A 22,036-nucleotide genomic window follows, 5' to 3' on the forward strand; every position below is an offset into this window, starting at 1 on the left:
GACTTTGTCAACAAAGTTACGATCAACAATTCCGTTAAATTGGCGAGACTCACCCCGCCACCGAATCGCGAGTTCGCGCAGCCTGCACCAAGATGACGTACAGCCAGAAGCATTTGGGATCACGCCATTTTTGACCAAGCTTTTCCCGGATTCAGCAGCAATAAAATGGCGCCGACCTCCGAATACCGGAGACCGGCGCCATAAAAGGGATCACAAAGATTCACTCCCCGAAGCGAACGACCAGAGGGGAGCGCCCTTCCGGCGACCCGGGACATCGTCCCTCTTTTACTCAGTCCAATCCAGGATGACCTTGCCGCTTGATCCGCTCATCATCGCTTCGAAGCCTTTCTCAAACTCCTCGGCCGCGAAGCGGTGGGTGATTACGGAGCTTATGTCCAGGCCGCTTTGGAGCATGGCCACCATCTTGTACCAGGTCTCGAACATCTCGCGCCCGTAAATGCCCTTTATTTCAAGCCCCTTGAAAATCACATGATTCCAGTCGATGGCCGTGTTCGCAGGCGGAATCCCCAAAAGCGCGACCTTGCCGCCATGGTTCATGTTCTCCAGCATGGACACAAAGGCCTGCGGGGCGCCGGACATCTCCAGGCCCACGTCAAACCCCTCGGTCATGCGAAGTTCCTGCATCACTTCGGGAAGCTGCTGCCGGGCGACGTTCACTGCCCGGGTGGCGCCCATGTTGCGGGCCAAATCCAAACGGTAGTCGTTCACGTCGGTTATGACCACATGGCGCGCGCCGACATGCCGACAGATGGCCACGGCCATGATTCCTATGGGTCCGGCGCCGGTAATGAGCACGTCCTCGCCCACCAGATCGAAGGACAGGGCGGTGTGGGCCGCGTTTCCGAAGGGATCGAAAATGGCGGCCAGGTCGTCGCTTATGTCGTCGGGAATCTTGAAGGCGTTGAAGGCCGGTATGGCCAGATACTCCGCGAAGCATCCAGGCCTGTTCACCCCCACTCCGAAAGTGTTGCGGCACAGGTGCCTGCGCCCGGCTCGGCAGTTGCGGCAGAACCCGCAGGTCACATGGCCCTCGCCGGAAACCCGGTCGCCTATTTCAAAGCCGCGCACCTCCTGGCCGATCTGCACGATCTCGCCAACATACTCGTGCCCCACGTGCATGGGGACGGGGATGGTCTTCTGGGCCCATTCGTCCCATTTCCAGATGTGCACGTCCGTGCCGCAGATGGCGGTCTTTTTGATCTTGATGAGAACGTCGTTGTGCCCCACTTCGGGCTTGGCGGTCCGGATGAGCTTGAGTCCGGGACCGCGCTCGGTCTTGGCTAGCGCTTTCATATGGTGTGTCGCCTTGTCGTTTGCCTATTGTATCGCGCCCAGGGTCTTGCCCACTTTGGCGAAGGCCGCCACGCAGCGGTCGATCTGTTCGGGGGAATGGGCCGCGCTCATCTGGGTGCGGATGCGCGCCTTGCCCTTGGGCACCACGGGGTAGGAGAACCCGACAACGTAAATCCCTTCCTTAAGGAGTTCCTCCGCCATGCGCCCGGCCAGCACGGCATCGCCCAGCATGACGGGGATGATGGGGTGATCACTGCCGGCCAGGGTGAATCCCAGCGCGGACATGCCGGCCCTGAACCTGGCCGCGTTTTCGCGCACCCGGTCGCGAAGCCCGGCCCCTTCCCCGCTGCCCAGCAGCTCGAGCACCGCCAGGGAGGCGGCCGCGATGGACGGGGCCAGGGAATTGGAGAAGAGATACGGACGGGAACGCTGGCGCAGAAGCTCCACTATCTCCCTTCGCCCTGAGGTGTAGCCGCCGGACGCGCCGCCCAGGGCCTTGCCCAGGGTGCCGGTGATGATGTCCACCCGCCCCAGCACACCGCAATGCTCGGGCGTGCCGCGTCCTCCCTGGCCTATGAACCCCACGGCATGGGAGTCGTCCACCATGACCAGGGCGCCGTACTTGTCGGCCAAGTCGCAGACGCTCTTCAAGTCGGCGATGATGCCGTCCATGGAGAAGACTCCGTCCGTGGCGATCAGCTTGAACCGCGCTCCTTCCGCATCGGCCTGCCTGAGCTTGGCTTCCAGGTCGGCCATGTCGTTGTTTGCGTAGCGAAAGCGCTTGGCCTTGCACAGGCGTACGCCGTCTATGATGGAGGCGTGATTGAGTTCGTCGGAGATCACGGCATCTTCCGCGGAAAGGATGGTCTCGAACAGCCCCCCATTGGCGTCGAAACAGCTGGAATAGAGTATGGTGTCGTCGGTTTGAAGGAACTCCGACACCGCTGCTTCAAGCTTTTTATGAACCGTCTGGGTGCCGCAGATGAACCTGACGGAAGCCATGCCGAAGCCGTAACGGTCCAGGCCGTCTTTGGCGGCCTTTATGAGCCGGGCATCGTCGGCCAGGCCCAGGTAGTTGTTGGCGCAGAAATTCAGCACATCCTGCCCAGCCGCCAGGTGAATGCTGGAGGACTGGGGACTCTCTATCACGCGCTCGGATTTATAAAAGCCGTCAGCGCGTACCTGCTCCACGGTTTGGCGCAGTTGGTTCAGGAATTTTTCACGCATTGGGTGCTCCTTGCCCCTAATGGATCGTTCCATCAGGGAATCGTCCCTCTATCCCTCCCGTCAACCACAGGCAACACCTTGTGTGAGCTCAATTCTCGGGGAATGATCTCAGGGACTTCCAGCCCGAGCTGACTCGCTGGATTCAGCCGATTGCATGTCGAATAGACCTCTTTGCGAAAGAGAAACCCGGGTAAAGAAACGATCCTGTAACGCCAGTTGCTTGCACGCCTCAACACACTCCGGTTCGGCAACTTTCAGGGAATCATTCGTTGATGAAGGGATAAATCGTCATATTCTCGGACTATTCCCTGGCCAACATATTCGGCACAAAAACACGTAACAGCCCTTGGAATCAGTCTGTTTCGCCAGAGGCACTCAGGGGTTCTCAACGAGACATGGAAACAACCTTGTCACTGTAGGTATTTTAGAGTATTCAATGAATAAAAACCAATATGGCAGATATATGACCCTATTCTCCAGCTCCCCGCTCCTACTGCGCAAAACTACGCCCATCAGCGACGAAGAGTTCCGACAACTCCGCGACTTCATCTATTCGAAATGCGGCATATGGGTGGACGAAAAGCGCAAGTATCTTTTCGAAAACCGGTTCCAACCACGCATAGCGGAGTTGGGACTGAAAACATTCGGCGAATATATCAAGCTTTTGAGTTATGGCAGGGACAGCGTCAAGGAGCTCGAACGGGTTTACGAGCTTGTCACCACAAACGAGACGAGCCTGTTCCGAGACACCAAGCAGCTCGACGGCTTTACCGCAAACGTGTTGACCCCGCTTATAAACGACCTGCGGCAAAAGAATAAATTCGAATTGAACATCTGGTCAGCCGGGTGCTCCTCCGGTGAGGAACCTTACACCCTGGCCATAATCATCCATGAACTCCTTGGGCTTGAGCTTAAGCGCTGGAGAGTGAACATCACAGGAGTGGACCTTTCCCCCCCAATGATCGCCAAGGCAAAGGAAGGCGTCTTCGGCGACTACTCCTTCAAAACAACCCCCGACGCCATAAAAGCCAAGCACTTCACCAAGTGCGCGACCGGCTACAAGATTTCGCCCGCAGTGGCCAGCTTGGTGAACTTCCAGGTAATGAACTTAAACGACTCCCTGGCGCTTAAAAGGCTTCCCAAGTCCCACATCGTCTTTTGCCGGAACGTCATCATCTATTTCGACGTAAACATGAAGAAGAAGGCCCTTGCGGCGTTCTACGACAACCTTCTTCCTGGTGGAACGCTCATGCTCGGGCACTCTGAATCCCTGCACAGCATAACAAACGTGTTCAGGCCGAAAATGCTTTCGAACTGCATCGCGTATCTCAAAGTATAGAACGGAGTTCCTGCAACCATGCCAACGATAGGGATCAAGCAACTCCAGCCTGGCGCGACAACAGCAAAGGACGTCACTTCCCCCGACGGCCGCGTGCTCTTGGCCAAAGGCTGCACGATCGAACCCTGGCACCTAGGACTTTTTCAGGGACTCGGCATCACGGACGTGGAGATCGAAGATCCGAACGCGCAAAAACGCAGGGATCAGGCAATAGATTATGTCCGGGAATTTTTCGCCTTCGTCAATCCAGACAATCCGACCGTCATTTCGTTGTACAATTTCGCGGTGGACCTTGTTGAACAAAAGCTGGACCAAGGCTGGTCCCTGCCTTCCCTGTCTGTGCGCCGCGCGGAAAACGTGGAACACCTTGCGGACGTTTTCCCCATGGAAATCGTCAAGCCGGAACGCATCGTCGATCACGAGACAAAACTGGCCAGCTTCCCCGACGTCTACTTCAGGCTGAGAAAGGAAATAGACACCCAGAAGGCCTCGGTGAACCGCCTGGGCGCACTTGTGAGCCAGGACGTCGGACTTGCCTCGAGGCTGCTCAAGCTGGTCAACAGTCCCATGTATGCCGTGGCAAAACCTGTCGAAAGCATTGACAGGGCCATCTCCATCATCGGCATCAACGAGCTCTCGACGCTCGCCCTTGGGATTTCCGCGATCAACTATTTCAAGGGCATCCCCCCCGAGCTCATCGACATGGCCACGTTCTGGCGCCACTCCATCTCAAGCGGAATATTCGCCAACATACTGGCCAAGGCCATGGGCGAAAAGAACACCGAGCGCTTTTTCATCGCCGGCCTTCTGCACGATGCGGGCAGGCTCATTCTCTTCAAGGAAATGCCGTATGCCTCCTCGGACGCGCTGATCTTCGCGCGGGAGAACGTTCTGCCCATTGTCGAAGCCGAACAGACCGTCTTCGAATTCACGCACACCTCGGTGAGCGAGCACCTGCTGCGTCAGTGGAATTTCCCACCCCAGCTCTCGGACCTCATCAATTTCCACCACGACCCGCTTTCGGCCTCGAATCCTCGGGAAGCGGCAGTCATCCACGTGGCGGACGTGTTTGCCAATGCGATGGATATCGCAACGGGGGGCATGTACGTTCTGCCTCAGTTTGAGGAAAAGGCATGGGATCTTCTTGGAATTCCGGCTGACTCGGTGGCCAATATCTGCCGGGAGCACGAGACTCAGGTTGATCAAACCGTGAAGGCCTTCTTCTAGCGCTCCACGGTCAACCGAAACGCCGTAAAGACCCTTCTTTCACTGACCAAGCCATGACGCGCTTTGCCCCCCTCGGGTATTGGGCAAAGCGTGCACTCTCTTCATTTACCTTTGCTGTCCGGAATGATGGTGGCTGCGAGTTCAAGCCTGGCCCGTCTGGGCTTTTGCCTCAAGCCTCTGGCAATGCGCCAGAAACGCCCTGGCCTCTGTGAACTCCGGATTCACGGCCAGGGCTATGTTCAGATGACGGGTGCACTCCTCGATCATCTGTTTTTCATAGAAAGCCCTGGCCATGTTGAAATAGACATTTTCATCCATGGCATTGAGTTCGAGGGCTTTTGAGTAGAAATTCAACGCCTCGTCGAACATCTTGTTCTTACGCAGATTGATTCCGAAACTGTTGAATCTCTCCCTGTGCTCCTCACCGAAAGCTTCATCCAGGTTGAGCAGTGTGTTCAGCACTTTCCTGAGCTTGGAGAAGTCCTTCTGCTCGGAATAGACGTCGCCCAGCCCATAATTCGCCGTAACGTTGAGATCGTCTATCATGAGCGCCTTGATGAAAGACTTCTCGGCCTCGTCTATCTGCCCGTTCTCAAGCTGACCCTGCCCCTTGGCGAGCTTTTGCGCCAAGCTGTTCAACGCCGGGACAGTGTACACCTTATAATACTGCGGCTCCGGAGTGTAATTCACCAGGAAATCCCTGGCCCCCAATTCTTTTTTCACGCCAGACGGTACGTGATGGACATTGAGCGGCTGCACGTCGAAACGCTCCTTGTCCAACTGCCGGGCGAACCAATAGGTCACGGTCTCGCGCTTCATGGCGGTATCGCCCACACCGACCGCGGTCTCCTGTTTCAGGGAGTAGACGCCAAGTATGACGGGATACTCAACCATGCCTTACGTTCTCCTCGTCCGTCTTGTGAAAGAAGAATGCAGCAACAGGACTTTCCAGACCGCCCAGGTAGCAAGAGACGATACTCGTGCCGTTGCTCATTTGTGGTGTACTCTCATGCGGCTTGCCGCCGCAAGTACCTTGAAAGGCTCCTTTCCCGCTACTCCGCCCCGGAAGGATCACGCTTGCGGAACCAGCTAAGAGTCCGGACACCGTCAGCCGTGTACAGCGCCACTCCGAGCCAGATGAGGACAAAGGTGGCCGACTGGGACACCCCGAACGGTTCTCCGTAGGCCAGCACGCCAAGCAGGAACATGCCTGTGGGACCTAGGTACTGCAATACGCCAAGGGTCGTCATGGTGATGCGCCGCGCCCCGAAAGCAAACGCCAGCAGAGGCGCCGTCGTCACCACTCCGGCTCCGGCAAGGAGCACGTCGATAGCCAGGCCCTGATGCCCGAATTCCCCGGAGTCCGTGGCGGCAAGGTACGCCAGGTACGCCCCGGCAGGCACGCTGAGAATCAGGGTCTCGGCGAAGAGCCCCTGCAGGGATTCCATGGACATGAGTTTGCGCACCATTCCGTAGAGTCCGAAGGTCATCGCCAGGACCAAGGCAACCCAGGGCAAGCGACCCTGAACGGCCACCTGCACGGCCACTCCAGTCGCAGCCAAGCAGACCGCCAGGGTCTGGGCCCGGTTCAGGCGGTCGCCGAAAACAGCCATGCCCAGGACAACGTTCACAATGGGGTTGAGGTAATACCCGAGGCTTGCCTCAAGCACATGCCCCTCATTCACGGCCCAGACGTAGAGAAGCCAGTTCACGCCGATAAGGCTGCTGCTGCAGGCCAACAGGAAGAGATTCCTGCCGGAGCCCAGAGCGCTCCGAAGCGTACCCAGGCCGCCCAGAAAAACGAGGAGAACCCCTGTACAGGCCAGGGACCAGACGATGCGGTGGCAGATGATCTGCAAAGCCGGCACCCCTGAGAGGGCTTTCCAATATATGGGCAGGAGTCCCCAGCACAGAAACGCCGAGGCAGCAGCCAGGACTCCGGGAGTAGAATGCTTCATTTGCATGGTCACATCCAGTTGAAAAGGGATGCACATTGCCCCTTTCCATCAGGTTTGTGAAGTCTAGAAATGGCCTTCCGATGCAGGCTCCGTCCTGGTCTGCCCGCCAGGTTCCAGGGGGTTGAGGCCCCAAGGGACTCAAGGGCCCACCACAGTCACATTCCAGATCTCCAAGAACCGACCTTTCGTGAGGGTTCTCCAGGTGCGAACGACGTGGCGACAGTCATCGCCGGGTTGCCGTCCAGCCTTACCGGTACTCGGTCCCCGGGAAAGGATACTCAGGTGGTAGGTATTGTACTGACATCAGCCAACGGAGCAGACATAGGAAAAAAATGCATAAAATTGAAATCAGGGGTTGCATTACTTTGCACAGTAGCGCAAAAGAGGTGAACCCTACCGATAAAAGTGACGTGGACGGATCATTATCCGGCCATGATATCTGCCTCGCTGATGATACGGGCTGTACCCGTGATGCAAGCCCTCGTGCGTTTGCTGTCGCGGAGCTTACAGACATTCACATATCTCGATGCTCTTTTGTTGCCTCCTTATTCCGGAGGTGTTCTCTGACGTATCTGAGCTACTACAAGGAGTGATCTTCGTGGCAGACTACGCAACGATCGATTTGCTTTATGTGGCTGCGTTCTTTCTCGGCGGATTAAGCTTCGCGATTGGTCCCTTTGTCATAGTATACTTTCTCTCCCCACGCTCGACCAGGAACACTAAAAAGAAGACAACGCAGTTGATCGAGTGCGGCATCGACCCTATCGGGGACGCCTGGATCAAGTTCGGTGTAGTTTACTATCTTTACGCATTGATGTTTGTCGCCTTTGCTGTGGACATACTGTTTCTGTTCCCGGCGGCAATTGTCTACAACAAACCAGGTATTGTTAATGACCTGCAGGCCTTCATTGAAATTCTGATGTTTGTCGGCATCCTCTCTCTTATTATACTCTATGCCTGGAAAAAGGGAGTGTTCAAGTGGGAACGCAAGATTTACAACCATCAGTAGTCCAATTTGCCCAGCTCGACAAACTGCTGGCTCTTTGCCGGGCGAACTCCCTATGGCCCATGACTTTCGGCCTGGCGTGCTGCGCCATTGAGATGATGGCCACAGGCGCGTCGCGGTTCGATCTTGCCAGATTCGGCGCCGAAGTGTTCAGGCCCTCTCCACGCCAGAGCGATGTGATGATCGTCAGCGGAACCATCAACAAGAAAATGGCTCCCGCCGTCGAGACTCTCTACGACCAGATGCCTGAACCGAAATGGGTTATAGCGATGGGCAACTGCGCCATCTCCGGGGGGCCTTTCGTCTTTGAAGGCCAATACGGAATAGTCGAGGGAGCACATAAACTCTTTCCTGTAGATGTAATAATTCCAGGCTGCCCGCCCAGGCCGGAAGCACTTATAGAAGGAATACTGACCCTTGAGGAAAAACTGACCGGCTCCCGCAGGTGGCCTAGAGTGGAGGCAGGTTGATCATGAAGCTTTCCTCGATAAAACAACATCTGGAAGCCGTACCCGGCGCAAAAGTACAAGAAACAGAATACTCCAAAAAAGGGTACTTGCTGGACGTCGCGGTATCCCCCGAGCACCTCGTGGAGGCCGTGACCATAGTCGACAGGGAAGGATTCTTCATCGAGACCATCACCGGCGTTGACTGGCTCGGGGAAAAGGAAGCCGCCGTCAAGGAAGCGGCTGCCAAGGCGGCTGCGATTGCGGAAGCCAAGGCCAAGGCCGCTGCGGCCAAAGCCGCCAAGGCGGCGGAAGAGGCCGCGGCTGCCGGAGAAGAAGTTCCGCCCCCGGCTCCAGTGGAGGCAGCGCCCGAGGCCGCACCGGAGCCCGCCCCTGCCGCCCCGGCGAGCGTGCAGATCGACGACCTGGAAGCCGTGTACGACTTCAACCGTTACGATGAATTCTGCCGGGTGGTGATCAGGGTGCGCACTCCTCGCAACAATCCCGTGATACCAACCATTTCCCACATATACCAAGCCGCGCATTGGCACGAAAGGGAAACCCACGATTTCTTCGGCATCAAGTTTGCCGGGCATCCGTATCTTGTGCCGCTGCTCTTGCCTGAAGACGCCGACTTCCATCCTCTTCTGAAGGATTTCAACTCATGAGAGCCTACGCCCAAAGCACCTGCAACGAGACGTTCGTTTTGAACCTTGGGCCGCAGCATCCGGCAACGCATGGCGTTCTTCGCGTCAAGCTGACCATGGACGGCGAGTACATCGTCGAAGCCGAGCCCGTGCTCGGCTACATCCACCGGATGCACGAGAAGATGGGCGAAAACCGGACCTGGCTCCAGTTCATGCCCAATACCGGGCGGATGGATTACCTGCACGCCCTGGCCTACAACCATGGTTTCGTCTGCCTGGTGGAACGTGCCATGGGCATCGAGGTGCCGGAGAGGGCCGAGTACATCAGGGTGATCACCTCCGAACTGAACCGGATATCAAGCCATCTCCTCTGGTTCGGGGCCTACATCCTGGATCTGGGCGGCTTCTCCCCCCTGCTCTACGCCTTCGACGACAGAGAGCAGATACTGGACCTTTTGGAATCGGTGACCGGCTCGCGCCTCACCTACAGCTACTTCCGCTTCGGGGGCGTTTGCGACGACATCGACGAGAACTTCGTGGCCGGGGCCAGGGCGTTCGTCACCCGCATGCGCGAACGCATGCCCATGTACCACAGCCTGGTCACCAAGAACATCATACTCATGAAGCGCTTGCAGGAGATCGGACCCATCTCCGCCGAGATGTGCCGCAAGTACGGCGCCACCGGCCCCGTGGCCAGAGGCTCGGGCATCGACTTCGACGTGCGCAAGCACGAGCCCTATTCGGTGTACCCGAACCTGGATTTCGACATCCCGGTATACACCGAGTGCGACTCCATGGCCCGCTACATGGTCCGCATGGACGAGATACTGCAAAGCCTGCGCATCATCGAGCAGGCCCTGGACAAGCTGCCGGAAGGCCCCATCATGCCGCCCAAGGCTCCCAAGGTGATAAAACCGCCCAAGGGGGACTACTACCAAGCCGTGGAGACGGCGCGCGGCTCCCTGGGGATGCGGGCTGTCAGCGACGGCACCAACACCCCGTACCGGCTGAAGCTTCGGACCCCCGGTTATTCCAACCTGATCGTGTTCGGCGAGGCCTGCCGGGGGATGCTGCTCCCCGACGCCCTCGCGCTGTTGGGCAGCCTGGACCTGGTAATTCCCGAGATAGACCGGTGAGGAGCATTCGCTATGAGCATTCATCCTGAAGTGTTGCGCCTGCTGGCATTCCTGCTCGGGATCATCGGATTCGTGGCCATGAACGCCGCGTACCTGGTGTGGCTCGAGCGCAAGGAAGCAGGCCATATCCAGCGGCGCATCGGCCCCAAGGAGGTCGGTCCTTTCGGGCTCTTGCAGCCCATGGCCGACGGCCTCAAGCTGATGACCAAGCAGCTCATCGTTCCGGAAGGGGCGGACGCCATCCTCTTCAAGCTGGCCCCAATCCTGGTGATGACTCCGGCCATCATGTCCTTCGTCACCATTCCCTACGGAGAGACCCTGGTCCCCAGGAACTTGGACGTCGGCCTCCTGGCCGTGTTCGCCTTCGCCTCGGTGAACGTGCTCGGGCTTCTGCTGGGCGCCTGGGGCTCGCGCAACAAATACGCCATCATCTCCGCGGCCCGCGTGGTCTCCCAGAACGTGGCCTACGAGATCCCCATGCTGGTGGTGGTGGTCACCCTGGTCATGATCACCGGGACGCTCAATCTGCAGGACATCGTCATCCAGCAGGCCGGCGGATTCTGGCACTGGAACGTGTTCAAGCTCTCGGCCAGCCCGCTCATGCCGGTGGCCTTCATTATCTTCTTCATCTGCATGCTGGCCGAAACCAACCGGGCCCCCTTCGACATGGCCGAGGCCGAGAGCGAGCTCATCGCCGGGGCCTTCACCGAATACCCCGGCATGGGTTTCGGCGTCTTCTTCATGGGCGAGTATGCCAACATCGTGGTCGGCACCAGCATCGCCACCATCCTGTTCCTTGGAGGCTGGCAATGCCCCTTCGGGCTGTTCCCCGGGGTGCACTGGTTCATGATCAAGATGTACTTCCTCATCTTCACCGTCATCTGGATCAGGTGGACTTACCCGAGAACCACTTTCTACGGGCTTCTGAACCTTTCCTGGAAGATTTTGATCCCGATCTCCTTCTTCAACCTGATTCTCACCAGCGCCATGTTGAAGGTTTTCTAACATGATCAAGTACACCCAAGAGATCGTCAGCGGGACATGGAGCCTGATCGTCGGCCTGGCCATAACGATCAAGTACTTCTTCATGCCAGTGGTCACATTGCAGTATCCGCATGAGACCCTGCCCATGACCCCGCGCTATCGCGGCCACATCGACCTGGTGTTCGACGAGAAGCTCGGCGGCACCAAATGCATCGTGTGCGGCAGCTGCCAGAAGGCTTGCCCGTCGAACTGCATCACCGTGGCCGGAGAAAGGCCGGAAGGCGCCAAGCTCAAGGTGCTGACCCAGTTCACCCTGGACTTCACGAAATGCAGCCTGTGCGGCCTGTGCGTGGAGAGCTGCGCTCCGGGAGCCATCGACTTTTCCAAGGAGTACAACTTGGCGGGCTACAAGAATGAGGAATTCATTTTTGACCTCCTGAAACGGCTGGAGGCGAAGAAATCATGACTCCTTCCCTGATCTCGGCCGAGAGCCTTTCCGGCCTGTTGTTCCTGGGCTTTATAGGGATCACGCTCTTCGGCGCCCTGGTGGCCACCGGCGCCAAGCGGCTCATCCGAAGCGTCGCGGGCCTTGCCCTGTGCTTTCTCGGAGTGGCCGGACTCTACTACTACCTGGCCAGCCCCTTTTTGGCCTTGATGCAGCTCCTTATCTACGTGGGCGCGGTGTGCGTGACCATCATCTTCGCCGTAATGCTCGCTGAGACTTCCGAGAACAAACGGGTGGTAAGGCGAAACCCCTCGGCCATGGCCTTGGCGATCATCGCAAGCGCCGGGCTCGTGTGGGCGCTCGTCACCCTGGCCTTCAAGACGGAGTGGAAGTCCTTCCAGGCTCCGGATGCAAGCGGCAGCATTGAGAAGATCGGCCAGTCGCTGCTTACCACGTACAATTTCAGCTTCGAACTCATCTCCGTGGTGCTTCTGGTGGCCATTGTCGGGTCGCTGGTGCTGGCCCGGTCCGGAAGGAGCAAGACATGAACATACTCCTTATAAGCAACTGCCTCACCACCTACCTGGTGATAGGCGCGCTTCTTTTCGGCATCGGCGTTTACGGCATGGTGCAGCGCCAGACCTTCATCGGCATGCTGATTTCCGCGGAACTCGTATTGAGCGGGGCCTCGGTGAACTTCATGGCCTTCAACCGCTTCCTGGCTCCGGACCCGGTGGTCGGCCAGGTGTTCACGCTGTTCATCATGGCCATCGCCGCTGCCGAAGCAGCCATTGCCTTGAGCATCATCATCGCAGTCTACCGCAACTATAAATCCATCGAGACTGACGAGACCGTGGATTTGAACGGCTAGAGAGGAAAGGGAGGGTCGTAATGGATGTTATTGTTTCCATAAAGCCGCTGCTTGCCATTCTTGCGGCCCTGGCAGGCTCCATGTTTGTCTTGATTTCAGGGCGCAATCCCAATGTCCGGGAGTCCTGGTCGTTCGTCGCCGCGGTGGTCATGTTCTGCATCATCGCCTCGATGGTGCCCACGGTCGCTCCCGCCCCCCTGGGTTTGGGCAAAACGCTGGTGTACCAGCTATTCAAGATCCTGCCCGGGCTGACCGTCACCTTCAGAGTGGACGCCTTTTCCATGGTGTTCGCCCTGGCCGCCTCCTTCCTCTGGATACTCGCGGTCTTTTATTCCGCAGGCTACATGAGGGGGCTGCACGAGCACGCCCAGACGCGGTTCAACACCTGCTTCGCCCTGGCCCTGTTCGGCGCCATCGGCGTGGCCTTCTCGGACAACCTCTTCACCCTCTACCTCTTCTACGAGATCGTCAGCGTCTGCACCTACCCCCTGGTCGCACACCACCAGGACGAGGAGAGCTACGAGGGCGGCAAGAAGTACATCCTGTACCTGACCACCACGGCCAAGGGCCTTGTCCTGCCGGCCATGATTTTAATCTACGTGCTCACCGGCACGCTCGATTTCGCGCACAACATCCACAGCGGCATCTTTGCTTCCGGCACCAACGGAACCTTGATCACCATACTCTACGCCTGCTGCATCCTCGGGTTTGCGAAAAACGGCATCATGCCGTTCCACAACTGGCTGCCAAGCGCCATGGTCGCCCCGACCCCGGTCTCGGCACTGCTGCACGCGGTGGCGGTCGTCAAGGTCGGCGTGTTCTGCACCACCCGGGTCATGCTCTACGTGTTCGGCACGGACACCATGCAGGCCCTGAACCTTGGCATACCGACCGCGTACTTCGTCTCCTTCACCATTCTCACCGCATCGATCATCGCCCTCACCAAGGACAACCTGAAGGCCCGGCTGGCCTACTCCACAGTGAGCCAGCTGTCCTACATCGTGCTTGGCGTGTCGCTTCTGACCATCGACGGCATACAGGGCGGCATCATCCACATCGCCAACCACGCCTTCTCAAAGATCACGCTCTTCTTCTGCGCCGGCGCCATCTACGTGGCCACGCACAAGAAGGCCATCTCCGAAATGGGAGGGCTTGGCCGCACCATGCCCTTCACATTCGCGGCCTTCGCCATCGCCTCGCTCAGCATGATCGGGGCGCCGCCGGTGGCCGGTTTCGTCACCAAGTGGAAACTCCTGGTGGGCGCCATGGAGATGCCCTCGCACTACATAGGCATTCTCCTTATCCTTCTGGCCAGCACCATGCTGAACGTGGCCTACTTCGCCCCCGTTACCTTCAAGGCCTTCTTCGGAAAGCCTCCCAAGGGCGAAAAATTCGAGGGCATCAAGGAAGCGCCCCTGACCATGGTGATCCCCATCATGATCGCGGCGCTCATCTCGGTGGCCATCGGCATCTTCCCTGACTTCTTCATGACTTTCGTAAAGGCGGTGACAGGATGATAGCCAAATTCATTACTTTCCTCCGCGACCGTTTGAAGCTGGTCATCCGGTGCTGCTACGTTGCACTGGCGGCTCTCGTGGCCTGGGACCTGGCCTTCGTGGACAAGTCGCACGCCCACACCTTTGCGGAAAAGATTCCCGGATTCTGGGCCGCGTTCGGCTTCGTCGCCTGCGTGCTGATCATAATCGTCTCCAAATGGTACGGCCATCTGGGCATCATGACTCGCGAGGACTACTATGATGAATGAGTACTGGTTCCACCCGGCACTGATTCTCATCGCCGGAGCCTTCATCCTTCCCTTCATTCCAAGGGCGCTGAAGAAGGCCTACCTGGTCACTGTGCCGGTGCTGGCGTTCATGGCGGTGCTTCGCATGCAAGGGCACTACGGCACCTACGGCGTGGTGCAGTTCATGGACTGGACCCTGACCTTCGGTCGCGTGGACGCATTAAGCATGGTGTTCGCCTACATCATGACGCTCATGTGCATCATAGGCTCCATCTACGGCATGCACGTTGAGGAGGATTTCCAGCACATCGCGGCCTGGACCTACGTGGCCGGTTCGCTAGGGGTCATCTTCTGCGGAGACTACCTGGTGCTCTTCCTGTTCTGGGAAGTGATGGCCTTCTCCTCGGTCTTTCTGGTCTGGTTCCGCAGGCGCAAGGAGTCGTTGTGGGTGGGCTACCGCTACCTCATGGTCCACACCGCGGGCGGGCTGTTTTTGCTGGCCGGCTTCGTGCTGCGCTACCATGCAACAGGCGGTGACCTGTCTTTCGGCCCCATCGGGGTGGATAACCCGAGCCTGTACACCTACCTGATCATGATTGGGTTTATCTTAAACGCCGCGGTGCCGCCCTTCCACGCATGGCTGCCGGACGCCTACGGCGAAGCGACCGTGAGCGGCGCGGTGTTCATGTGCGCCTTCACCACCAAGACGGCCGTGTACGCCCTGGCGCGCGGCTTCGCGGGCATGGAGATCCTGGTGCCCTTGGGGGTGTGCATGGCGCTCTACGGCGTTGTCTACGCCGTGCTCGAGAACGACTCCAGGCGACTGTTGGCCTACCACATCATAAGCCAGGTCGGGTACATGGTGGCCGGCGTCGGCATCGGCACGCAGCTGGCCATCAACGGCGCCTGCGCCCACGCCTTCGCCCACATCCTCTACAAGGGCCTTCTCTTCATGGGGTGCGGAGCCGTGCTCCACATGACCGGCAAGAGCAAGTTCTCCGAGCTTGGCGGCCTGTACGCCAAGATGCCCCGGACGTTTATCTTCACGCTCATAGGCGGGCTCTCGATCTCCGCGTTCCCGCTGTTCAGCGGCTTTGTGAGCAAAGCCATGATCGTGGCCGCAGGCTTCGAAGAGCACAACTACTGGGCGGCCTTCCTGCTCACCCTGGCCTCGGCCGGAACCTTCCTGCACACTGGCCTCAAGGTCCCCTACTTCATCTGGTTCGGCAAAAACAACTGCAGCAAGGAAACCATGGCCAGGGCGGCTGATCCGCCGATGAACATGCAGGCCGCCATGATCGCCGCCTCCATCCTGTGCATCTTCATAGGCTGCTACACGCCGTACCTGTACGACATGCTGCCCTACCCCGAGGTGGCGGCCGGGTACCACCCCTATACCGCGTACCACATCTCCGAGACCTTGCAGATTCTCCTCTTCACGGCCTTGGGCTTCTTCCTGCTGATTAAGAAGCTGACTCCGGAACCGTTGATCAGCATCGACATGGACTGGTTCTACCGCATGGGCGGACGGGCCTTCTACTGGCTGGCCAAGAAGCCCATCCAGGGCGCGGACAACGGCGTGAACGAAGCCTACCGCGTCATCGGCCTGGTTCCTCTCATGAAGACAGCGCGCTTCTGGTCCTGGTTCGACTGGCACGGCATTGACGGCGTGGTGGACGGAATCGCCCACGCTGTGCGCGGCGTCGGCACCACCCTGCGCCACATGCAGAGCGGCCGGCTCCAGTACAACATCATCTATGCGATGTCCCTCGTTGCCATTGCGCTCGTCGTATACGTTTTCGCCTGATCCACAACCGGGAGGAAAGAGGGAATGGACGTTTTGATCATGAACGAGATGGGGTTTCCCATCCTGAGCACCCTGATCTTCCTGCCCCTGGCCGGAGCGCTGGCCCTGTTGTGCATTCCCGGGGACAGTGCCGCGAAGATCTGGTCCTTGGTAATCACCACGGTAACCGCGGCCATCTCTCTGCCGTTGTACTGGAACTTCGATCTGACCACGGCCAAGTACCAGTTTGGTGAGCACACCCCCTGGATCAGCTCCTTAAACATCAACTATACCCTTGGGGTCGACGGCATTTCCCTGCTGCTCGTGCTTTTGACCACCCTGATCATGCCCCTTTGCGTGCTGGGATCGTGGAAGTACATCAGCAAGCGGGTCAAGGAGTTCATGATCTGCCTGCTGCTCATGGAAACGTCCATGCTGGGCGTATTCATGGCCCTGGATTTCGTGCTCTTCTATGTGCTCTGGGAAGCCATGCTCATCCCCATGTACCTGCTCATCGCGGTCTGGGGCGGGCCGAGGAAGGTGTACGCCTCCATAAAGTTCTTCCTCTACACCCTGGCTGGCTCCGTGCTCCTTCTGGTTGCCATCATCGCCCTCTACCTGAGCCAGGGGACGTTCTTCATCCCGGCCATGATGGGCCAGGCCTACTCCACCAACTTCCAGATACTGGTCTTCCTGGCATTCTTTTTGGCCTTCGCTATCAAGGTGCCGATGTTTCCCTTCCACACCTGGCTGCCGGCCGCGCACGTGGAAGCCCCCACGGCCGGAAGCGTCATCCTGGCCTCGGTGCTTCTGAAGATGGGCACTTACGGATTCCTGCGCTTCTGCCTGCCTATCACCCCCGAAGCCACCATGATCTTTTTGCCCTATGTCCAGTGGCTGTCCGTGGCCGGCATTCTCTACGGCGGGTTCACGGCCCTGGCCCAGCAGGACATGAAGAAGCTGATCGCCTACTCCAGCGTGGGGCACATGGGATTCGTCACCCTGGGCATCTTCGTCTTGAACCAGCGCGGCATCGAAGGGGCCATCCTCCAGATGATCAACCACGGCATCACCACCGGCGCGCTGTTCTTCTGCGTGGGCATGATCTACGAGCGCACCCACAGCCGCGAGCTGGCCTCGGCCGCTGGCATCGGCAAGTTCATGCCCTTCTACGTTACCTACTTGGCCTTCTTCTCGCTTTCCTCTCTGGCATTCCCGGGAACAAACAGCTTCGTGGGCGAATTCCTTATCCTGGCGGGAAGCTTCGCGGACAACAAGATACTCTCCGCCTGCGCCATACCCGGCGCCATTCTCGCAGCTGCCTACATGTTCAGGATGCTGCAGCGGGTGGTCTGGGGCGGCACGAAGAATCCCGGCCATCCAGGCCTTCTGGACCTGAACCTTCGCGAGATCATTACCCTGGCCCCGCTTCTTGTGTTCGTTTTCTGGATAGGGCTTGCGCCTGAGCCGTTCATGGATGTGATGCACGTAAGCGTTACCCAACTGATCAAACAGACCGGCATTGCCTCGCACGGAAGTGTTTCCGTTACGAGCCTGATGATTCCGTAGGCATTTAAGAACACTTAAGGACCAAGCAAAGGCTACAATATGAAGCTCACGTTGTTTGCCCCTGAATTGCTCCTCTTGATGGGCGGCCTTGTCCTTTTTCTGATGAGCACCGGCAAGACCAGCGGCAGGACAGCCAGGGCGATCACCCTGGCCATGGCCCTGCTCAACATTGCCGTCTGCGTCGGCTGCCTTCGCTTCGAGGGGGCGCTGTTCTACGACGCCTACAAGATCGACCTGTTCTCCCAGTCCCTCAAGCTCGTCATATCCGTAGGCTTCGCCATTGTGCTGCTTTTCGGCACCGAGCTCAAAGGAGTCGCCGACGATGTCCGCCCGGAGTACTACTTCTTCCTGACGTTAAGCACGCTCGGCCTTCTCATGCTGGTCAGCAGCGTCGAGCTGCTTACCATGTTCATCGCCCTTGAACTGTCGTCCTACTCGCTCTACCTGCTGGTCCCCATGCGCGACGACCATTCGGGTCTGCGCATGCAGATGGAATCCGCCATAAAGTACGTGCTGTTCGGTGTAGTGGCCACCGGCGTGATGCTTTTCGGCATGAGCTACATGTTCGGCCTGACCGGCACCACGTACTTCGTGAAGCTTCTGCCCGCCCTGCAGCAGATGATGGGCAACCCTGTGGCCATCGTGGCCATCGCCATGGTCATGGGCGGCTTCTTCTTCAAGCTGGCGGTGTTTCCCTTCCACTTCTGGGCGCCGGACGTCTACCAGGGCGCTTCCAACGAGACCACCGCCTTCATCGCCTCCGTGCCCAAGATAGCCGCAGTGGCCATTCTGATCCGCATCGTCACCTTGGTGACCCCTGAGGGGCAGGCCATCATCACAATGCTCATGGTGTTCTCCATCTGCTCAATGTTCTACGGCAACCTGATCGCCCTGGTGCAGACCGACGTCAAACGCATGCTCGGCTTCTCCGGTATCGCACACGCGGGCTACGTTTTGCTGGGTCTGGTCACCCTGCAGGACGCCGGGTACGCCACCTCGCTCTACTACATCGTGGGTTATCTGGTCATGAACATCGCTGGCTTCCTTGTGGTGTGCAAGGTGTCGCAGCAAGGTGAGAACGTGCGCATCAGCGACTTGAGCGGCCTCTACAAGCGCTCGCCCCTGCTGGCCTTCACCATGGCCGTCAGCATGTTCGCCATGGCAGGCATTCCGCCCTTCGTCGGCTTCATGGGCAAATTCATGCTCTTAACCGGCGCTTACAAGGCCGGCTACGTGACCCTGGTCATCCTGGCGGCCATCAATACGGCCATATCGCTCTACTACTATCTGTCCGTGGTCCGGGTGACCTACACGGCCAGCCCTGGCGACCGCCCCGCTCTGGTGGTGGACGGCACCACCAAGGCTGTCAGCCTGGCCCTGGTGGTCATCATCATCGCATTGGGCGTCGCCCCGGACAGCATCCTGAAGATCGCCACCGATGCGGTGCGCACCATCCTGTAGGACCGATCATATTTAACGCTGACAAAATGCCGCAGGCGCCCTGAGCGGACGCCTGCGGCATAAATTGTTTGGGGAGGCTCTCTCCCCTATTGGTTAAAGTTCGTCTGAAAACGAGGGCTCTTCACTTGCTCCGCATCCGCTTCAACGGATGTCTCCCGCCTCAACCGGCGATATCCTCGCACAGATACCGGCCTATCGAGCATTTGAACCTGTATTTGTCTCCCCGGTAGATGGCGTGGGTGAATTCCACCGCCCGCCCCTTGTCGTTGAACACCACCCCTTCGGACCAGATGCACGGGCATCTCTCCCCAATCTTCAGAAGCTTCCGCTCGCTCTCGCTTGGCATGACGGCGCCTATCTCCTGGCGTGAATGGATGAGGTTCATGCCGTATACGCTGTCGATTATTTTATACAGAACAGTGTCCAAGGAAAGCGTCAGCAGATCGGGAAACAGCTCGGCCGGAAGAAAACAATGCTCCAGAACCAGGGGGACGTCGCTTGCGAGCATGAGACGATACAGGGAGATGACCTCCGACCCCACAGCGACCTTGAGATGCGCCGCAACCGTTTCATCGGCAGGGATGGTCTTGGCTTCGAGTGTTTTGTAGCGCGGCACCAAACCCGCTTTGGCGATATCGTCGTGGTAGGTGGAGATAGTTTCCAGGGACCGGGTGAGCACCGGCCTTTTTTCGGAGAGCAGATACGTTCCCTTGCCGCGCTTGCGCACCAGCATGTGGTCGCTCACGAGCTTGTCGATGGCTTGGCGCACCGTCATCCGGTGCACTCCGAACATCGTGGAAAGCTCGCTCTCGTTGGGGATTTTGTCGCCAGGGCGGAACGCCTTGCTGGTTATCTGTTCGGAGAGCCATTCGTAAATGGCCATGTATTTCGATTTGGTGGTCAAAATCGCCTCCGTCAAGTTTTCATGCTTTCCGAGAATACCATGCGCTGATGCCTGCCCCATCGCAAGAACCAGCAGAGCACAGACGCTGCGGCTTTTCACTCTGTGCTTGCAGCACACCATAGCCGGAAAGAACGGTCATGGTCGAGCCTGTGTTGCCTGGTGTTCCAGTCTTCTTTTCCACTTTCCTCCTCCTGGCGGATATCGCCATTTTTTTATTAAACGACATGGTCATTTAAATTCAAGATGTTATCGCAGCACCACACATTGAATTTGCCAATATTTTTTCATTATTGAAAATTTTTGCACTCGCAGCTTGACAAATTCACGCTAGCCCTCCACCATATTGTCTAGACAACCTGGAGATCTTTTTCCGCTCCGGGAAGACCATGGGATTTTCTAAAAACCGCTTGACAAAAAAATAACAACCTCACATCATCATGTCTAGACAAAGTTTGCGCAGGCTTCCTGCACTCCCAGGAAAGGCAAACACCCGCGCAGGCACAGGAGTCGAAATCGAACCCAGGGCGGATGAATATCCGTCACCCGAGATACTCCGAGGAGGGACATGATGAACAAGTCCGAAACAGTAAGCCCGGAAGCCTATGCCCAGTCCGACCTCACGCACGTGTGGCACCACCTGGTGCAGCACCAGGCCTTTGCCGCCAAAGGGCCAATGATCGTGGTCGAGGGTGACGGATTGCGGCTCAAAGACATTAACGGCAAGGAGTACCTGGACGCCACCTCCGGCGGGGTTTGGTGCGTGAACGTGGGCTACGGCAGGGACCGCATCGCGGACGCAGTCTGCGCCCAGATGAAGAAGATGCCCTACTACGCTGCCACCGCAGGCAACATCCCCTTCATCGAGCTCGCCGAAGAGGTCACCTCCCACATGCCCGGGCTTACCCGGATTTACCTGTCCAACAGCGGTTCCGAGGCCAACGAGAAGGCCTATAAGATCGTACGCGCCCTGGCCCACATCACCGGCAACACCACTAAGAAAAAGGTCCTGTACCGCAACCGCGACTACCACGGCACCACCATTGCCGCGCTGAGCTCCTGCGGACAGCCCGAGCGCAGAGAGTGGTTCGGTCCGTTCGTTCCAGGTTTCGTGGAGTTCCCCCACGCCTGCTGCTACCGTTGCGCCTTCGGCAAGACCTACCCCGGCTGCGACATCGACTGCGCCAAGTCGGTCGAACGCATCATCCAGGAAGAAGGCCCGGAGACCATCGGCGGCCTCATCGTGGAGCCCATCACCGCCGGAGGCGGGGTGATACCCCCGGTGAGCGAATACTACGACGTGCTCGCGGAAATCTGCCGCAGGCACGGGGTTCTCATAATCATGGACGAAGTGGTCTGCGGCATGGGCCGCACTGGCACCATGTTCGGCTACCAGCAGTACGGGGTGACCCCGGACATCGTGACCATGGCCAAGGGCGTGGCCAGCGCCTACATGCCGATCTCCATCACCGCCACCACCGAGGACATCTTCAAGGCCTTCCTGCACGACCCGGCCGACAAGCTGGCCTACTTCCGCGACATAAGCACCTACGGCGGCTGCGCCGCCGCCTGCACCGCCGCCCTGGAGAACATGAAGATCATCGAGGAAGAGAATCTCCTTTCTAACGTCACGGCCATGGGCGCCTACCTGCTGGATGGGCTCAGAGGCCTCCTTACCCATCCCAATGTCGGGGACGTGCGCGGCAAGGGGCTCCTGTGCGGCGTGGAATTCGTCGAGGACAAGAAATCCAAAAAGCCCCTGCCCGAGAGCAAGGTCATCCAGATCGTCGGTGAAGCCGCCGCCCAGGGCGTGCTGCTCGGCCGGACCAACCGCAGTTTCCCTGGACTCAACAACATCATCAACATGGCACCGGCCTATGTGGTTACCAAGGCGGACATCGACGCCATCGTTTCCACCCTTCGCCAGGCAATTGCCAAAATCCTGGGCTGACGCGCCAACCTGCAAGGAGACACA

The 22,036-nt window shown here is 58.3% G+C and carries 22 protein-coding genes; 16 read left to right on the forward strand and 6 right to left on the reverse strand.

The genetic code is table 11. From position 1 onward, the window contains the following. Positions 1 to 285 precede the first annotated feature (285 nt). Together tdh and HY795_12395 are read right to left on the reverse strand one after the other, a co-directional pair. On the reverse strand, positions 286 to 1,314 hold the full coding sequence (gene tdh / locus HY795_12390; protein MBI4806025.1) for an L-threonine 3-dehydrogenase: 1,029 nt from the start codon (positions 1,312 to 1,314) through the stop codon (positions 286 to 288). 24 nt (positions 1,315 to 1,338) lie between these two features. Next, a complete protein-coding gene (locus HY795_12395) occupies positions 1,339 to 2,541 on the reverse strand; it encodes a glycine C-acetyltransferase (GenBank protein ID MBI4806026.1) in 1,203 nt (400 codons plus the stop codon). A gap of 463 nt (positions 2,542 to 3,004) precedes the next feature. Between HY795_12395 and HY795_12400 the strand changes: the two genes are divergently transcribed. Both HY795_12400 and HY795_12405 read left to right on the forward strand, forming a co-directional pair. Beyond that, positions 3,005 to 3,880 carry a protein-glutamate O-methyltransferase CheR gene (locus HY795_12400; protein MBI4806027.1) on the forward strand — a complete coding sequence of 292 codons (876 nt, stop codon included), beginning with the start codon at positions 3,005 to 3,007 and terminating at the stop codon, positions 3,878 to 3,880. A gap of 18 nt (positions 3,881 to 3,898) precedes the next feature. Further along, positions 3,899 to 5,107: an HDOD domain-containing protein gene (locus HY795_12405; protein MBI4806028.1), complete on the forward strand. Its 1,209-nt coding sequence runs from the start codon at positions 3,899 to 3,901 to the stop codon at positions 5,105 to 5,107. Positions 5,108 to 5,248: 141 nt separating this feature from the next. On the opposite strand, the gene HY795_12410 is transcribed toward HY795_12405, so the two are convergent. Both HY795_12410 and rarD read right to left on the reverse strand, forming a co-directional pair. After that, positions 5,249 to 6,001: a hypothetical protein gene (locus tag HY795_12410; protein MBI4806029.1), complete on the reverse strand. Its 753-nt coding sequence runs from the start codon at positions 5,999 to 6,001 to the stop codon at positions 5,249 to 5,251. 158 nt (positions 6,002 to 6,159) lie between these two features. Then, positions 6,160 to 7,071: an EamA family transporter RarD gene (gene rarD / locus HY795_12415; GenBank protein ID MBI4806030.1), complete on the reverse strand. Its 912-nt coding sequence runs from the start codon at positions 7,069 to 7,071 to the stop codon at positions 6,160 to 6,162. Positions 7,072 to 7,591: 520 nt separating this feature from the next. Here rarD and HY795_12420 point away from each other — a divergent pair. From HY795_12420 to HY795_12480, 13 genes are read left to right on the forward strand one after another with little or no spacing between them, the layout of a single operon-like run. After that, positions 7,592 to 8,074 (forward strand): NADH-quinone oxidoreductase subunit A, encoded by a 483-nt coding sequence (locus HY795_12420; GenBank protein MBI4806031.1) that lies wholly within the window; start codon positions 7,592 to 7,594, stop codon positions 8,072 to 8,074. Continuing rightward, positions 8,044 to 8,541: an NADH-quinone oxidoreductase subunit NuoB gene (nuoB, locus tag HY795_12425; protein MBI4806032.1), complete on the forward strand. Its 498-nt coding sequence runs from the start codon at positions 8,044 to 8,046 to the stop codon at positions 8,539 to 8,541. The genes HY795_12420 and nuoB overlap by 31 nt, the downstream gene beginning before the upstream one ends. Positions 8,542 to 8,543: 2 nt before the next feature. Then, complete coding sequence (locus tag HY795_12430) at positions 8,544 to 9,185, forward strand: NADH-quinone oxidoreductase subunit C (GenBank protein ID MBI4806033.1); 642 nt, start codon at positions 8,544 to 8,546, stop codon at positions 9,183 to 9,185. After that, on the forward strand, positions 9,182 to 10,300 hold the full coding sequence (locus HY795_12435; GenBank protein MBI4806034.1) for an NADH-quinone oxidoreductase subunit D: 1,119 nt from the start codon (positions 9,182 to 9,184) through the stop codon (positions 10,298 to 10,300). Before HY795_12430 ends, HY795_12435 begins: the two co-directional genes overlap by 4 nt. A 12-nt stretch (positions 10,301 to 10,312) precedes the next feature. Then, complete coding sequence (nuoH, locus tag HY795_12440) at positions 10,313 to 11,305, forward strand: NADH-quinone oxidoreductase subunit NuoH (protein ID MBI4806035.1); 993 nt, start codon at positions 10,313 to 10,315, stop codon at positions 11,303 to 11,305. Position 11,306: 1 nt separating this feature from the next. Next, complete coding sequence (locus tag HY795_12445; GenBank protein ID MBI4806036.1) at positions 11,307 to 11,750, forward strand: NADH-quinone oxidoreductase subunit I; 444 nt, start codon at positions 11,307 to 11,309, stop codon at positions 11,748 to 11,750. Continuing rightward, the gene (locus HY795_12450; protein ID MBI4806037.1) at positions 11,747 to 12,277 is read left to right on the forward strand and encodes an NADH-quinone oxidoreductase subunit J; all 531 of its coding nucleotides are present in this window, start codon (positions 11,747 to 11,749) and stop codon (positions 12,275 to 12,277) included. The genes HY795_12445 and HY795_12450 overlap by 4 nt, the downstream gene beginning before the upstream one ends. Beyond that, positions 12,274 to 12,600 (forward strand): NADH-quinone oxidoreductase subunit NuoK, encoded by a 327-nt coding sequence (gene nuoK, locus HY795_12455; protein MBI4806038.1) that lies wholly within the window; start codon positions 12,274 to 12,276, stop codon positions 12,598 to 12,600. The genes HY795_12450 and nuoK overlap by 4 nt, the downstream gene beginning before the upstream one ends. A gap of 20 nt (positions 12,601 to 12,620) precedes the next feature. After that, on the forward strand, positions 12,621 to 14,117 hold the full coding sequence (locus HY795_12460) for a monovalent cation/H+ antiporter subunit D family protein (GenBank protein MBI4806039.1): 1,497 nt from the start codon (positions 12,621 to 12,623) through the stop codon (positions 14,115 to 14,117). Beyond that, positions 14,114 to 14,365, forward strand: a complete 252-nt coding sequence (locus HY795_12465; protein ID MBI4806040.1) for a hypothetical protein — start codon at positions 14,114 to 14,116, stop codon at positions 14,363 to 14,365. Before HY795_12460 ends, HY795_12465 begins: the two co-directional genes overlap by 4 nt. Next, positions 14,358 to 16,151, forward strand: a complete 1,794-nt coding sequence (locus HY795_12470; GenBank protein MBI4806041.1) for a Na(+)/H(+) antiporter subunit D — start codon at positions 14,358 to 14,360, stop codon at positions 16,149 to 16,151. The genes HY795_12465 and HY795_12470 overlap by 8 nt, the downstream gene beginning before the upstream one ends. 24 nt (positions 16,152 to 16,175) lie before the next feature. Further along, entirely contained in the window at positions 16,176 to 17,699 is a 1,524-nt protein-coding gene (locus HY795_12475) for an NADH-quinone oxidoreductase subunit M (GenBank protein ID MBI4806042.1), read from the forward strand. A 39-nt stretch (positions 17,700 to 17,738) separates the two neighbouring features. Beyond that, positions 17,739 to 19,160, forward strand: coding sequence for an NADH-quinone oxidoreductase subunit N (locus tag HY795_12480; GenBank protein MBI4806043.1), 1,422 nt, complete (start codon positions 17,739 to 17,741; stop codon positions 19,158 to 19,160). A gap of 160 nt (positions 19,161 to 19,320) precedes the next feature. Here HY795_12480 and HY795_12485 read toward each other — a convergent pair whose 3' ends face one another. After that, on the reverse strand, positions 19,321 to 20,124 hold the full coding sequence (locus tag HY795_12485; GenBank protein MBI4806044.1) for a GntR family transcriptional regulator: 804 nt from the start codon (positions 20,122 to 20,124) through the stop codon (positions 19,321 to 19,323). Further along, a complete protein-coding gene (locus HY795_12490) occupies positions 20,084 to 20,245 on the reverse strand; it encodes a hypothetical protein (GenBank protein ID MBI4806045.1) in 162 nt (53 codons plus the stop codon). Before HY795_12490 ends, HY795_12485 begins: the two co-directional genes overlap by 41 nt. Before the next feature lie 387 nt (positions 20,246 to 20,632). On the opposite strand from HY795_12490, the gene HY795_12495 reads away from it, so the two are divergent. Next, positions 20,633 to 22,012, forward strand: coding sequence for an aminotransferase class III-fold pyridoxal phosphate-dependent enzyme (locus HY795_12495; GenBank protein ID MBI4806046.1), 1,380 nt, complete (start codon positions 20,633 to 20,635; stop codon positions 22,010 to 22,012). Positions 22,013 to 22,036: the final 24 nt, after the last annotated feature.

The organism is Desulfovibrio sp., assembly GCA_016208105.1.
Lineage (GTDB): Bacteria > Desulfobacterota > Desulfovibrionia > Desulfovibrionales > Desulfovibrionaceae > Fundidesulfovibrio.

Bases quoted from the DNA above. Each gene is read 5' to 3' on its own strand.
- tdh (MBI4806025.1), bottom strand. From the start codon at position 1,314: ATGAAAGCGCTAGCCAAGACCGAGCGCGGTCCCGGACTCAAGCTCATC.
- HY795_12395 (MBI4806026.1), bottom strand. From the start codon at position 2,541: ATGCGTGAAAAATTCCTGAACCAACTGCGCCAAACCGTGGAGCAGGTA.
- HY795_12400 (MBI4806027.1), top strand. From the start codon at position 3,005: ATGACCCTATTCTCCAGCTCCCCGCTCCTACTGCGCAAAACTACGCCC.
- HY795_12405 (MBI4806028.1), top strand. From the start codon at position 3,899: ATGCCAACGATAGGGATCAAGCAACTCCAGCCTGGCGCGACAACAGCA.
- HY795_12410 (MBI4806029.1), bottom strand. From the start codon at position 6,001: ATGGTTGAGTATCCCGTCATACTTGGCGTCTACTCCCTGAAACAGGAG.
- rarD (MBI4806030.1), bottom strand. From the start codon at position 7,071: ATGCAAATGAAGCATTCTACTCCCGGAGTCCTGGCTGCTGCCTCGGCG.
- HY795_12420 (MBI4806031.1), top strand. From the start codon at position 7,592: ATGCTCTTTTGTTGCCTCCTTATTCCGGAGGTGTTCTCTGACGTATCT.
- HY795_12430 (MBI4806033.1), top strand. From the start codon at position 8,544: ATGAAGCTTTCCTCGATAAAACAACATCTGGAAGCCGTACCCGGCGCA.
- HY795_12435 (MBI4806034.1), top strand. From the start codon at position 9,182: ATGAGAGCCTACGCCCAAAGCACCTGCAACGAGACGTTCGTTTTGAAC.
- nuoH (MBI4806035.1), top strand. From the start codon at position 10,313: ATGAGCATTCATCCTGAAGTGTTGCGCCTGCTGGCATTCCTGCTCGGG.
- HY795_12445 (MBI4806036.1), top strand. From the start codon at position 11,307: ATGATCAAGTACACCCAAGAGATCGTCAGCGGGACATGGAGCCTGATC.
- HY795_12450 (MBI4806037.1), top strand. From the start codon at position 11,747: ATGACTCCTTCCCTGATCTCGGCCGAGAGCCTTTCCGGCCTGTTGTTC.
- nuoK (MBI4806038.1), top strand. From the start codon at position 12,274: ATGAACATACTCCTTATAAGCAACTGCCTCACCACCTACCTGGTGATA.
- HY795_12460 (MBI4806039.1), top strand. From the start codon at position 12,621: ATGGATGTTATTGTTTCCATAAAGCCGCTGCTTGCCATTCTTGCGGCC.
- HY795_12465 (MBI4806040.1), top strand. From the start codon at position 14,114: ATGATAGCCAAATTCATTACTTTCCTCCGCGACCGTTTGAAGCTGGTC.
- HY795_12470 (MBI4806041.1), top strand. From the start codon at position 14,358: ATGAATGAGTACTGGTTCCACCCGGCACTGATTCTCATCGCCGGAGCC.
- HY795_12475 (MBI4806042.1), top strand. From the start codon at position 16,176: ATGGACGTTTTGATCATGAACGAGATGGGGTTTCCCATCCTGAGCACC.
- HY795_12480 (MBI4806043.1), top strand. From the start codon at position 17,739: ATGAAGCTCACGTTGTTTGCCCCTGAATTGCTCCTCTTGATGGGCGGC.
- HY795_12485 (MBI4806044.1), bottom strand. From the start codon at position 20,124: ATGGGGCAGGCATCAGCGCATGGTATTCTCGGAAAGCATGAAAACTTG.
- HY795_12495 (MBI4806046.1), top strand. From the start codon at position 20,633: ATGAACAAGTCCGAAACAGTAAGCCCGGAAGCCTATGCCCAGTCCGAC.